This is a genomic window from Paenarthrobacter sp. C1 (genome assembly GCF_049315185.1).
GTDB lineage: Bacteria > Actinomycetota > Actinomycetes > Actinomycetales > Micrococcaceae > Arthrobacter > Arthrobacter nicotinovorans.
The window spans coordinates 3,479,156-3,491,575 of record NZ_CP186052.1 but is presented as its reverse complement, the minus strand read 5'-3'; the positions used below and the strand labels follow the sequence as shown (position 1 = coordinate 3,491,575).

Annotated in this window: 12 protein-coding genes; 7 read left to right on the top strand and 5 right to left on the bottom strand. The window is 63.2% G+C overall.

The window, feature by feature from the left end; all coding sequences use genetic code 11:
• Positions 1 to 25 precede the first annotated feature (25 nt).
• The 4 genes from ACNAOU_RS16330 to ACNAOU_RS16315 form a co-directional block, all read right to left on the bottom strand.
• Positions 26 to 994 carry an NUDIX hydrolase gene (locus ACNAOU_RS16330; protein ID WP_039242427.1) on the bottom strand — a complete coding sequence of 323 codons (969 nt, stop codon included), beginning with the start codon at positions 992 to 994 and terminating at the stop codon, positions 26 to 28.
• Positions 995 to 1,001: 7 nt separating this feature from the next.
• A complete protein-coding gene (locus tag ACNAOU_RS16325) occupies positions 1,002 to 3,251 on the bottom strand; it encodes an RNA degradosome polyphosphate kinase (protein ID WP_018776720.1) in 2,250 nt (749 codons plus the stop codon).
• A 103-nt stretch (positions 3,252 to 3,354) separates the two neighbouring features.
• The gene (gene mshD, locus ACNAOU_RS16320; protein WP_039242424.1) at positions 3,355 to 4,326 is read right to left on the bottom strand and encodes a mycothiol synthase; all 972 of its coding nucleotides are present in this window, start codon (positions 4,324 to 4,326) and stop codon (positions 3,355 to 3,357) included.
• Positions 4,327 to 4,551: 225 nt separating this feature from the next.
• Complete coding sequence (locus tag ACNAOU_RS16315; RefSeq protein WP_018776718.1) at positions 4,552 to 5,250, bottom strand: winged helix-turn-helix transcriptional regulator; 699 nt, start codon at positions 5,248 to 5,250, stop codon at positions 4,552 to 4,554.
• 263 nt (positions 5,251 to 5,513) lie between these two features.
• Here ACNAOU_RS16315 and ACNAOU_RS16310 point away from each other — a divergent pair, with 263 nt between their 5' ends.
• From ACNAOU_RS16310 to ACNAOU_RS16280, 7 genes are all read left to right on the top strand, one after another.
• Positions 5,514 to 6,248 (top strand): hypothetical protein, encoded by a 735-nt coding sequence (locus tag ACNAOU_RS16310; RefSeq protein ID WP_039242423.1) that lies wholly within the window; start codon positions 5,514 to 5,516, stop codon positions 6,246 to 6,248.
• Positions 6,249 to 6,414: 166 nt separating this feature from the next.
• Positions 6,415 to 7,014 carry an FABP family protein gene (locus tag ACNAOU_RS16305; protein ID WP_018776715.1) on the top strand — a complete coding sequence of 200 codons (600 nt, stop codon included), beginning with the start codon at positions 6,415 to 6,417 and terminating at the stop codon, positions 7,012 to 7,014.
• Between the two features lie 54 nt (positions 7,015 to 7,068).
• Positions 7,069 to 7,791 (top strand): flavodoxin family protein, encoded by a 723-nt coding sequence (locus ACNAOU_RS16300; protein WP_422757231.1) that lies wholly within the window; start codon positions 7,069 to 7,071, stop codon positions 7,789 to 7,791.
• 55 nt (positions 7,792 to 7,846) lie between these two features.
• Positions 7,847 to 8,932, top strand: coding sequence for a YgfZ/GcvT domain-containing protein (locus tag ACNAOU_RS16295; RefSeq protein WP_422757230.1), 1,086 nt, complete (start codon positions 7,847 to 7,849; stop codon positions 8,930 to 8,932).
• A complete protein-coding gene (locus ACNAOU_RS16290; RefSeq protein ID WP_018776712.1) occupies positions 8,929 to 9,348 on the top strand; it encodes an ankyrin repeat domain-containing protein in 420 nt (139 codons plus the stop codon). Before ACNAOU_RS16295 ends, ACNAOU_RS16290 begins: the two co-directional genes overlap by 4 nt.
• 110 nt (positions 9,349 to 9,458) lie before the next feature.
• Positions 9,459 to 10,088 (top strand): PadR family transcriptional regulator, encoded by a 630-nt coding sequence (locus ACNAOU_RS16285; protein WP_018776711.1) that lies wholly within the window; start codon positions 9,459 to 9,461, stop codon positions 10,086 to 10,088.
• Entirely contained in the window at positions 10,072 to 11,592 is a 1,521-nt protein-coding gene (locus tag ACNAOU_RS16280) for a DHA2 family efflux MFS transporter permease subunit (protein WP_055971651.1), read from the top strand. Before ACNAOU_RS16285 ends, ACNAOU_RS16280 begins: the two co-directional genes overlap by 17 nt.
• A 77-nt stretch (positions 11,593 to 11,669) precedes the next feature.
• On the opposite strand, the gene ACNAOU_RS16275 is transcribed toward ACNAOU_RS16280, so the two are convergent.
• The gene (locus tag ACNAOU_RS16275; RefSeq protein WP_039242416.1) at positions 11,670 to 12,419 is read right to left on the bottom strand and encodes a GNAT family N-acetyltransferase; all 750 of its coding nucleotides are present in this window, start codon (positions 12,417 to 12,419) and stop codon (positions 11,670 to 11,672) included.
• Position 12,420: the final 1 nt, after the last annotated feature.

Genomic DNA, 12,420 nt, shown 5'->3' with positions numbered 1-12,420 from the left:
ACGTGGGAGTCAACCGTGCCGGTACCTAGTCGTCGAAAGGCTTGACCTGCTCCACGGAAACTATCTTCCGCTCGGATCCCCGCGCTACCTGGCACACGATGACCTCACCCGGCGAAAGAAAGGGATCCGCGGAGGGGAGGACTGCGCGCAGGTTTTGGGGCATGTGCTGCCCCAGTTGCTTCAGTGCGGTAGGCAGGGCGGGCCTGTGCGTGCAAACGGCTATGGGCAGTTGCTTGTCGAACAAGGCCTCGATGGCTGCAGCCGTCTTTTTCGGAGAACGCTGATGGTGGTGCTCGGTGAGCGCCTCCACCAACTTGACCTTCGCCCCCGACGCTTTCGCATAGGGCGCTATGGTTGCCACACAGCGGGTCCATGGACTGGTCACCAGGCGCTGCGGTTTCCAGACGTCAAGAAGGCGCTGCACCGCAATGGCCTGCCGCTGGCCAGTGGCCGCCAAAGGACGGTCGCCCTCGGCCTTGGTCCAGGACGATCGCGGCTTGGCTTTTGCATGACGGATCAGGATCAAAGGCCACGTGTCGAGTTCACCCCGGACGTGTGCCTTCTCCAGATATTCCAAGGGTTTTACGTCCGTGGGATTGCTGAGGAATGACGCCGCCCGGTCAGGGCTGCACCACATCACGCTGTCCACTTCCTTGCCATCGGGACGGAGCGGTTCACCGTTGACTTTGGCGGCCCAATACTGGACCACCTTGAGGCCCGCCGACACGTGATAGTGGATGGCCGGGAGGGGAATGCCCAGCGGTGCCCGCAGGCCAATCTCTTCCCACACTTCACGGGCAGCGCATTCCGGAACCGTTTCGCCGGCGTCGAGCTTTCCCTTGGGCCATGACCAATCGTCATAGCGGGGCCGGTGGATCAACAGAACCTCCAAGGCGCCCTTGTTGAGGCGCCACGGGATGGCGCCGGCAGCGACAACGGCTACCGGCTCGCCGGGGTGGTCTGTCTGATCCTCCACGGGGGTATCGCTGTTCAAATCTTCCTTACCTCCGTGCCGACGCACGCTGGCGCGAACGCGACTCCAACAGCCAGGACTGCATGTCCAGCAACGGCTTGCCATCGGCATCCAGGTGGTGCCTGGTCCAGTGCCCTTGGTTATCCAAGTGCCAGCTGGCCGTTCCGTCGTCAACATAGCGGCGCATCAGATCCATGACCGTAGTGATGTCCTCCTTGCTGGACAGCTGCACCAGGGCCTCCACGCGGCGGTCCAGGTTGCGGTGCATCATATCGGCGGAACCGATGTACACCACGGGATCGCCGCCGTTGCCGAAGGCGAACACCCGCGAGTGTTCAAGGAAGCGGCCAAGGATGGACCTGACCGTGATGTTCTCGCTGAGGCCGGGAACACCGGGGCGGAGGGAGCAAATGCCACGAACCACGACGTCCACCTTCACGCCCGCCTGGGACGCGCGGTACAGGGCGTCGATGATGGCTTCGTCAACCATGGAATTGACCTTGATCTGCACCAGGCCGGGAATGCCGGCACGGGCGTTGCGGATTTCAGTTTCAATCCGCTCCACAAGGCCGGCCCGGACGGAGCGCGGTGCCACCAGCAGCCTCTTGAAGGTGGACTTCGGCGCATAGCCGGACAGCTGGTTGAAGAGCTTGGAAAGGTCTTCGCCCACCTGCTCGTTGGCGGTCAGCAAACCGAGGTCTTCGTAGTAGCGGGCCGTGCGCGGGTGGTAGTTGCCCGTGCCAATGTGGCAGTAGCGGCGGAGGCCATCCACTTCCTGGCGAACCACCAGGGACAGCTTGCAGTGGGTTTTCAGGCCGACGATGCCGTACACAACATGGACACCGGCCTGTTCCAGCTTGCGCGCCCAGGAAATGTTGGCTTGCTCATCGAAACGGGCCTTGATCTCCACCAGGGCCAGAACCTGCTTGCCGGCCTCTGCAGCATCGATCAGCGCGTCCACGATCGGGGAGTCACCGGACGTCCGGTAAAGAGTCTGCTTGATGGCCTGGACCTTGGGATCCGCTGCGGCCTGTTCGAGGAACGCCTGGACCGAGGTGGAGAAGGAGTCGTAGGGGTGGTGCAACAGGATGTCCCTGCGGCGCATTGCCGCGAAGACATTCGCCGCCTTGGAGGTCTCGGACTCGTTGAGGTAGCGGGATGTGTGCGGGACGTGTTTCGGGTAGTGGAGATCGGCACGGTCTATGCCACTGATCGCGGAGAGCCCCCGCAGGTCCAGCGGCGCGGGTACGGAGTACACCTCGGACTCCTCAACACCCAGTTCCCTGATGAGCAGGGCCTTGATGTTCGGGTTGATGTCCGTGGTGACTTCCAAACGCACGGGAGGGCCAAAACGGCGTCGCAGCAGTTCCTTCTCCAAAGCCTGCAGGAGGTTCTCGGCGTCGTCCTCTTCAACTTCCAGGTCCTCGTTGCGGGTCACCCGGAAGGTGTGGTGTTCCAGGACCTCCATGCCGGGGAAGAGCTTGTCCAAGTGGACAGCGATGACTTCTTCCAAAGCGATGAACCGGGCAACGCGGCCGGGAATGGCACCTGCGCGAGGCCCGTCCACGGAGATCAGGCGGGGCAACTGGTCCGGAACCTTGACGCGGGCGAAGAGCTCCTTGTCACTGATCGGGTTGCTGACGATCACGGCCAGGTTCAGGGAGAGGCCCGAAATGTACGGGAAGGGGTGGGCAGGATCCACGGCGAGGGGAGTCAGGATGGGGAAGACCTTCTCCTGGAACATGACGCTGATCCGCTGCCGGGCATCCTCATCCAGCTCATGCCAATGCATGAGGTGGATGTGTTCGTAGGCCAGGGCCGGCCGGATTTGCTCGGCAAAAACGCGGGCGTGGCGTTCCTGCAGCTTGTGGGCCTCTTCACCGATCTGCTCCAGCACCTCGATGGGGCTGAGCCCCGCGGGGGAGGGGACAGCCAGTCCGGTGGCGATACGGCGCTTTAGGCCGGCCACGCGGACCATGAAGAACTCATCCAGGTTGGAAGCGAAGATCGAGAGGAAGTTGACGCGCTCCAGCAGGAACAGATCGGGATCCTCGGCAAGCTCCAGCACGCGGGAGTTGAAGGCAAGCCAGCTGAGCTCCCGGTCCAGGAAGCGGTCCGGGGAGATGTCGCCTTCGGGTTCCAGGCTCGGCGCGAATTCGGGAATATCGATGCGGTCCTGGGTGGCCCGCGAGGCCGGCACTTCAGAGGATCCGAAGCGCGGAGGCAGTGTCGCCCCCTTAGAGGTGGATCCGGCGATGCCGACGGGGTCCGGCTGCATGGGGCTCTCCTAAGCTCAGGACTGGGTTTCCTCCCACATTACAAGCAATCGCGGTGTCCGAATCCAATGAGCCGCCGCCTTTCCCTGCGGTGATCGCGCCAGGTTAATTTTTCGTTAACGGACCGTACATCACATCGGTGTCCCAGCGGACGAATCCCAGTTTCTGGTATAGGGCCACAGCAGCCTGGTTGTCGGCGTCCACGTACAGCATCACGGCGTGGAGGCCCTGATCCTGGAGGTGTTTGATTCCGGCAACAGTCAAGGCTTTGCCGAGCCCCGAACCCTGTGCAGCCGGAGTAACGCCCACCACGTACACCTCGCCGATTGCCGGGTGCGGCCCTTGCCGGGGGTGGACCTTGGTCCAGTGGAATCCCAGGAGTTCGTCTGCGTCGTTGACGGCCAGGAAGAAGCCTTCGGGATCGAACCAGTCTTCTGCTTTCCGGGCCTCGAGGTCCTCGAGTGTCATGGAACCTTGTTCGGGGTGGTGGGAAAAAGCGGCGCGGTTGGCGGCCAGCCACGCCTGCTCGTCCTGGCCCGGCACGAAGGCGCGCAGCGAAACGCCGTCCGGGAGGGCGGCGTCGGGCAGTGCGGATGTCGACGACATCAGCCGCATCTTCCACAGTTCGCGTACCGGCCCGTAACCGAAACGGGTGGCCAACTGCGCAGCGGCCTCGTGGCCGCCGTGCGACCAGGCGCTGAGGCCTTCAAGGCTCCGTTCCTTCTGCAGGGCGTCCAACAGCCGTCCGGCCACCCCCTGGTTCCGGTAACTGGGGTGGACGGCCAGTTCCAGCACTCCGCTGGCGTCCGGCGCGTCAACGACGACGGCGATTCCCGCCAGGTCTTCTGCCGTTGCCGGGTCTGAGCCTTCGATCGGCGCATACAGTGCGAAAGACACGACGGAATGATCGCCGCCGTCGGCACCACGCAGCATCACCAGGGTCTGCTCGGACAGGGGCGGGTTCCCGTCGGACTCCTCCGCCGCGGCGGTGAGTGCCCTGAAATCCCTGAGGAGCTCGGCGTCCAAAGCGCCCTTGATGATCAGTACAGGCCAGTTCTCCGGGTGTGCTTGACTCATGGTGCAAGGCTATACGCCCCGGGCAAGCCCCGTAATTTGATGTCTCGGAGCAACGGAGGTAGTCTCGTTATCTCATTCGGCTTTGGCCGGGTACAGGGGGGATCCACCAGTGGGGTGGCCTCGATACGTTCGACCCGTATGTCCTCCACCAAGTAATGCAGAAAGGCCGGGATCCGTGTGGATCCCGGCCTTTCCTGTGTCTAAACCGTTCCTGTGTCTAAACCGTCAGGCTTCGGAGAGCTCGTCGTCGGGCAACCGCACCAGGGTGAGCCTGTAGCCGACGTTGCGGACCGTGCTGATGAGGTTCTCATGGTCCACGCCGAGCTTGGCGCGAAGACGCCTGATGTGGACGTCCACCGTGCGGGTGCCTCCGTAGTAGTCATAGCCCCAGACCTCGGTCAGCAGTTGCTGCCGGGTGAAGACGCGGCCGGGGTGCTGTGCCAGGTACTTCAGGAGCTCGAACTCCTTGAACGTCAGGTTCAGGGGTTGGCCGCTGACGCGGGCGGTATAGCTTGCTTCGTCAATAACGACGCCGGCGGCCCGGATCTCAGTCTGGGTTTCTTCCTCGCCGGGCACGGCACGCGCCATGGCCAGCCGGATGCGGGCTTCCACCTCGGCAGGTCCGGCGGAGTCGAGCACGATGTCGTCCACGGCCCAGGCCGAAGAAACAGCAGCCATGCCGCCTTCGGTAAGGATCAGCATCAACGGCGCGCTGAGTCCGGTTGCCTTGAGCAATTGCGTCAGCGAGCGGGCTCCTACCAGATCCTTGCGGGCATCAAGGAAGACGATGTCCGTGGGATCGGTTTCGAGCAAAGCGGTTGGTTCTGCCGGGAGGATGTGCACGCGGTGGTTCAACAACTCCAAGGCAGGCAAAATGTCCACCGAAGAGCCGGTGCTGTTCGTCAGGAGCAGGATGTGCGACATAGTTCCTCCAATGGGCTGTACGCGCATCATCGGGCGTCGAAACCGGAGTTTCACCGGCCGGTCCCAGCGCCCCGCGGCCCTTGCCCGTTGTGACGGGATCGAGGCCAGGACAGTGCGCTGTTGAAGTCTGAGTATACCCATCAGTGCCCTGCGACACATGGATTCGTGACGGGTTGGCAGGGGAATTACGACATATTGGGCCGGTATAAGGCAGGATTGTCGGGAGGCCGTAGAAGGCGCATCGGATTGAGGTCGGGCACACAGTGAAGTCTTGGAGCATCGGGGTATTCGGACTCGTGGCGCTCGCAGCCATCGTGGCCAGCACCTTCGTTTCCCGGGAAGCCATGGTTGGCGTGGGCATCGTGGCGTCTGCAGCAGTAGGCATCGGCTGGCCGCATTTCCTGGGAGTTCCGGCCAAGAAGACGCTGGCAGCTGTCATTGGACTGGCTGGCGCGGGATCGGCAGTAGCTGCCGCGTACCTGCCTGCCCCTGGCTTCCTTGACGGAACTCCGGCTTTTGTTGCCCTTGGCGTGATGGCCGTCTTCATTGTCCAACTCGTCCGGGGCACGGGCCAGGCCCAACGCCTGGAGTCAACGCTTGGCTGCAGTGCCGGCGTGCTGCTCAACTGCCTGGGCGCAGGCTGGATAGCCGGTGCCAGGTTCAACGGCGTGAGGGAAATGGTCCTCGTTGCCGGCCTGAGCGCAGCCGTTGCGCTGTTGGTAGGCATCATCCGTTGGCCGGACCGCATCGTGGCGCCGCTCGGAGTGGTCATGGCGGGCCTCATGGGTCCCCTCGCCGGCCTCGTTTTCTCGGACATCGCTGTGCTGCCCGCTGCCTTGGTGGGTGTCGTGGTGGGTTCGGTACTGGTGTGTTTCCGCCGCATGACCACCCTCAGGCGGGGGAGGCTTAACATTCCGGCAGCTGTTGGAATGGGCGTGGCCCCGGTCTGGGCCGTGGGCGCCTTGGCTTACTTCATAGACAAACTACTCATCTACTAGCGGTTAGGATTGCATCATGTCTGTACTCGCATTTGAAATCTTCTTCCTCGTTCTCCTTGGCTTGGCCAGCATCGCCATGGCGTGGTTTGCAGGATTTGTTGTCTACCGCCTTTTCAAGGGCCAGAAGTAAGCTTTCTGGTTCTGCAGCCCAACCGAGGTAACTGTTGTGCCTATTGAGATCCCGACAGATCTGACGCCCGAACTCGTTCCCCTTTCCTGGCTCATTGGTGAGTGGGAGGGCCGCGGCCGGCTCGGCAGCGGCGACGAGGATTCGGAACATTTCGTCCAGCACGTTTCGTTCACCCACAACGGCCTGCCGTACCTGCAATACCGGGCCGAGACCTGGATCAGCGACGACGCCGGCGCAAAGTTGCGTCCGTTGACGGTGGAGACCGGGTTCTGGGCGTTGGAGCGGAAACTTGAGGAAGGCGACGGCGGCCCTGGACTGATCCCGGCGGACATCGTCCCCGTTCTCAAAACGGCAGATGAAGTCGAAGAGCGCCGCAACAAGGACGGCGGATTCGATATCTCCGTCTCGATCGCCCACCCCGGCGGCATCACCGAGCTTTACTACGGCCAGATCAAGGGACCCCAGATCCAGCTGAGCACCGACATGGTGATGCGCGGGAGCCACTCCAAGGAATACACTGCAGCCACCCGGATCTTCGGCTTGGTGGACGGCAACCTCCTGTGGCGCTGGGATGTCGCAGCCAACGGCAAGACCCTCGAAGCCCACGCATCGGCGTTCCTGCACAAGGTTTCCTGACCCAAAGGGTTCACCGTACGTTCCGCGCAGCACGCCAGGCAGAAGGAGCAGAAAGTGACCGATCACCCCAAACCAGGCGGCTACGAGGGCCTTAAGGCCGTCTTCTTCAACGGCACCCTGAAGCCCTCACCGCAGCTCAGCAACACCGATGGCCTGATCCGGATCAGCCGGGACATCATGGAAAAGCAAGGCGTCACGACACGCCTTATCCGCACCGTGGACCACGACATCGCCAGCGGCGTCTATCCGGACATGCGTGAACACGGCTGGAAGACAGACGAATGGCCGGAACTCTATCCCGTTGTCCGTGACGCTGACATCGTGGTGGTTGCGGGTCCCATTTGGTTGGGCGACAACTCCTCCCAGACCAAGAAACTCATTGAGCGGCTGTATGCCCACTCCGGTGAGCTGACCAGCAAGGGGCAGTGGGCTTTCTACCCCAAGGTGGGCGGTTGCCTGATCACCGGCAACGAGGACGGCATCAAGCACTGTGCCATGAACGTGCTCTACAGTCTCCAGCACATCGGTTTCACCATTCCGCCCCAGGCCGATGCCGGCTGGATCGGTGCTGTGGGACCGGGACCCAGCTATTTGGACGAAGGATCCGGTGGCCCGGAGAGTGATTTTACTAACAGGAACACCACCTTCATGACCTGGAACCTGCTCCATATGGCCAAGCTCCTGCGTGATGCCGGGGGCATTCCCGCCTACGGCAACCTGCCCGAAGAGTGGAAGGCCGGCACGCGGTTCGATTTTGATAACCCGGAATACCGCTGAAGCGAAATATTGCCCAACCCGGAATACCCCTGAGCCGCAAGGACTTCTACTACATATGACTTACAAGAGCCCTCTGTTGTCGCGCCCTGGCGCCGTTGAAGATACCGGTCTGGACGAAGGCGTCGCGGCACACTACGGCGAACCGTTGCGTGAGCAGCGCGCTTTGGCAGCGGGCACCGCCGTCGTGGATCTGTCCCACCGCGGCGTGGTGACCGTGGCCGGACCGGACCGCCTGAGCTGGCTGAACACGCTGTCCTCCCAGCAGCTCACCAACCTGCAGCCGGGCGTCTCCAGCGAACTTTTGTTGTTGAGCGTCCAAGGGCGCATCGAGTTCGACGCCCGCGTCATTGACGACGGCGGGACCACCTGGCTGATCGTCGAAGCAGCCGAAGCGGCGCCCCTGGCTGACTGGCTGAACAAAATGAAGTTCATGCTCCGGGTGGAGATCGACGACGTCTCGGAGCAGTGGGCCGTGGTGGGGGCCACCAAACCGCTGGAGCAGTTCTCCTCCCGCCTTGTGTGGGAGGATCCGTGGCCGCGCGTGGGTCCTGGGGGTTACGCGTACAGCATCGTGCCGGAGGAATCCCACCCCGGGCTGGAGCGGCCCTGGTACGAATTCCTTGTTCCCGCAGCTGAGCTTGAGACCGCGGTGGAGGGCCTCCCGCTGGCCGGATCCATGGCAGCGGACGCGTTGAGGGTGGCTGCCTGGCGGCCCCGTCTGGGCGCGGAGACCGATGAGAAGACGATTCCGCATGAACTGGATCTGCTGCGCACCTCGGTGCACCTGAACAAGGGTTGCTACAAGGGCCAGGAAACCATCGCCCGGGTCCACAATCTCGGGCACCCGCCGAGGCGGCTGGTGTTCCTTCAGCTCGATGGTTCCCAGCACACCTTGCCGGCTGTGGGCAGTGTTGTATTTGCCGGGGAACGCAAGGTGGGTACTCTGACATCGGTGGCGCAGCACTTCGAGATGGGCCCTGTGGCGTTGGCCGTGATCAAGCGGTCCGTTTCCGCGGAGGAAACCCTCACGGTGATGGACGGCGAGGAGCCTTACATCGCAGCCCAGGAAGTGATCGTCGCCCCCGACGCCGGACAGGTTGTCGGGCGCCAGACCGGATTCCTGAAGGGACCCCACCGATGACCCCAAGCGATGGCCCTGCTGCCACAAACGACCAGACAGGCCCCGATGAGGAGACGCTGGCTCTGGCCCATGCCCTGTTCGACGCCGCCCGTGAGGGAAACACGGAGTTGCTGCGGGGCTATCTGAACGCCGGAGCCCCCGCCACCCTCACCAACGCGGCAGGGGATTCGCTGTTGATGCTCGCGGCCTACCACGGACATGAGGACGCCGTGCAGTTGATCATCCACCATGGTGCCGATGTCAACGCTGCGAACGACCGCGGACAGACGCCTCTCGCAGGCGCCGTTTTCAAGGGATATACCGGGGTCGCCAGGGCCCTGTTGGATGCGGGAGCGGATCCCGACGCCGGTACGCCCAGCGCGCGCGACGCCGCCTCGATGTTCGCCCGCACGGAAATCCTGGCCCTCCTGGGCTGACCGGGCTTTCCAGGTAAACCCCGGCCGCAGCAGCAGCCGGGGTTTACTTGCACCTGATTACTCCACGTGGAATAGTTGTTGTGGAATATTCTTGATGGGAGGAGCAGGCTGTGGCCAAAAGTGCTGAGTTGACGCCGTTGGGCGTTGCGTCATTGGCGCTTCTCGCCGAGCAACCCATGCATCCCTACGAGATGTACCAGGTGCTGATGGCCCGTCACGAGGACCGGTTGGTCAAAGTCCGTCCGGGCACGCTCTATCACGCGGTCGGACGGCTTGAGGAACACGGACTCGTGGAGGCGACAGGGACGGAGCGCGAAGGCAACCGCCCCGAGCGGACCACGTATCGGATTACGGAGGCTGGACATGCGGCATTGGACGCGCGGCTCCAGGCCATGCTCGCTGCTCCCGTCAACGAATACCCCGTCTTTCCCCATGCCATTGCCGAAGCGCACCACCTCCCCGCGGAGGTGGTGACCGGCCTCTTGGAGGACCGGCTGGTCGCCTTGAACGCCGACCTCGACTTCCTGGTCCATGCCGAGGAGGCCGTGACGGCCAAGGGGCTGGACCGCAAATACTGGATCGACATCACTTATCAGCAAGCCATGCTTCGAACCGAGATCGCGTGGATCCGCGGTCTCCTTGAGGAGTTGGGCACCGGGCAGCTGCCTTGGGATGAACCCCGCCCTGCCCTCACCGGACTTTCAAACAAGCCAAAGGAATCCCTTGGAAAACATAGCTAAGCCATGGCCCGCACTGTGGTCACTCGTGGTTGGCTTCTTCATGATCCTCATCGACACCACCATTGTGTCGGTCGCGAATCCGCGGATCATGGAAGGCCTCAATACTGACATCAACGCCGTTATCTGGGTCACCAGCGCCTACCTGCTGGCCTATGCAGTACCCCTTCTCATCACCGGCAGGCTTGGTGACCGCTTCGGACCCAAGAACCTGTACCTCATCGGCTTGGTGGTCTTTACCCTGGCCTCGCTGTGGTGCGGCCTTTCCGGCGACGTGACCATGCTGATCGCTGCCAGGGCGGTGCAAGGACTCGGTGCCGCCATGATGACTCCCCAGACCATGGCCGTCATCACGCGTATCTTCCCGCCGGACCGGCGCGGTGCCGCCATGGGCCTGTGGGGAGCCACTGCAGGCATGGCCGTACTGGTGGGCCCCATCCTGGGCGGCGTGCTGGTCGACAGCCTCGGCTGGGAGTGGATCTTCTTCGTCAACGTCCCGATCGGTCTTGTGGCTTTCATCCTGGTCATGCGGTTCGTACCCAAACTGACCACGCACAGCCACTCCTTCGACGTTCTGGGCGTGCTGCTTTCCGCCGTCGGCATGTTCCTGCTGGTATTCGGAATCCAGGAAGGCCAGACCTACAAGTGGGGCACTGTGACTGGGTTCATTTCGGTGTGGGGCCTGATCATCACCGGTCTCGCGGTTCTCGTGGTCTTTGTCCTCTGGCAGTGGATCCTCGAACGCCGCGGAGGTGAACCGCTGCTTCCCCTGGGACTGTTCAAGGAACGCAACTTCTCCCTGGGCAACACCACCATCATGGCAGTCGGCTTCACGGTGACAGCGTTCCCGTTGCCCACCATCTTCTACTACCAGACAGTCCGGGGCCTGACGCCGACCCAGTCGGCCCTGCTCATGATCCCTATGGCAGTGATCTCAGGTGCCCTGGCGCCCTTCGTGGGCAAGCTGATCGACCGGGCCAACCCCCGATGGTTCGCATCCTTCGGCCTGCTTTGCCTCTCCGGAGCCCTGTTCTGGACCGCTTCCTTGCTGGGCCCGGACACTCCCATCTGGATGTTCCTGCTGCCCAGTGCCTTGCAGGGTGTTGCCAATGCCTTCATCTGGGGGCCAGTGTCCAACGCCACCACCCGCAACCTGGAACCGCGCCAGGCCGGTGCCGGCTCGGGCGTCTTCAACACCACGCGCCAGATCGGTGCCGTGCTGGGTTCGGCTGCGATCGCTGCCCTGATCCAGTCACGCCTGGCGGCTGAGCTCCCGGCCGCACCAGCAGGCGCGCCGGTCGGCGAGGTCTCCATGGGCGGCACTTTGCCGGAATTCCTGCACGCGGGATTCTCGACGGCGATGAGCCAGTCCATCATGCTGCCGGCCTTCGCGATCCTGCTGGGCGCAGTCGTCGCTCTGTTCTTCGGCAAACCGAAGTCCGTTTCCGGTTGGGGCGCGAAGGCTCCTGCCCAGGCTGAAACGGCCGACGCCGAACTCCAGCGCTAAGCGTGGAGTCTTTGTCCGGCCGATGTCCTGGGGGAGACTCCCCGAAGGGCATTGGCTGTACAAAACTCCGGGCGGAATCAGCCGAGGAGCACGCTCGCGTGAAGCCCGCCCGTGGCGAAGCCAAGGCTGCGGGCCATCGCGAGTGCTCCGGTGTTGCTCACATCTGCCTTCCATTGCAGGGTCAGTCCGGCAGCAAGTGCTTCGTGGGCGGCGATCGAAGCAGCCAACCTTCCGATTCCGCGCCTGCGCCACGGGGGAGCCACCAGCACTCCCATGTTGGCCAGGATTCCCTCCCACTCGGAGTAGGCGCCGCAGGCCACAGGGGTGGGTTGCTCCTCTTCCGGATGCATGATGGTGAAGCGGTGCTCCAGGTTTTGGAGTCCCACTTCATTCACATCGTCGGGAGGGCATAGACCTTCCAGGCTGATGGCCTCGGGATTGCCGTGGGAAACCGTGAGGTCTTCGGACGGCTGTTGCAGGGGAAGATCATCTGCGAAGAACAGGGCCGACGAGCCAAGTCCGTGCCCGCCGTGCGACCGCGTCAGCGTCAACAATGTCACGTGCTGGGCCAACTCGGTATCGGGGATTCCCTCCGCCGCGTCCATTGCCCACTGCGGACCCACCAGGGCCGACACCCCGAACAGCCGCAGGAAAACCAGTGCGCGGGCTGAGTCGTCAACGCGGATGATCCTGGCGTCGGGGTCGCCCGGAGCAGTCCCTTCAGGGGCGAGTGCGGCAGCGGCGCCGGCGAAAGCGTCGTCGTCGAGCCCCAAATGGCGAGCCCACGCCAGCTGGATGATTGCAGCGGACGTGGGCTCCAGAGTCATG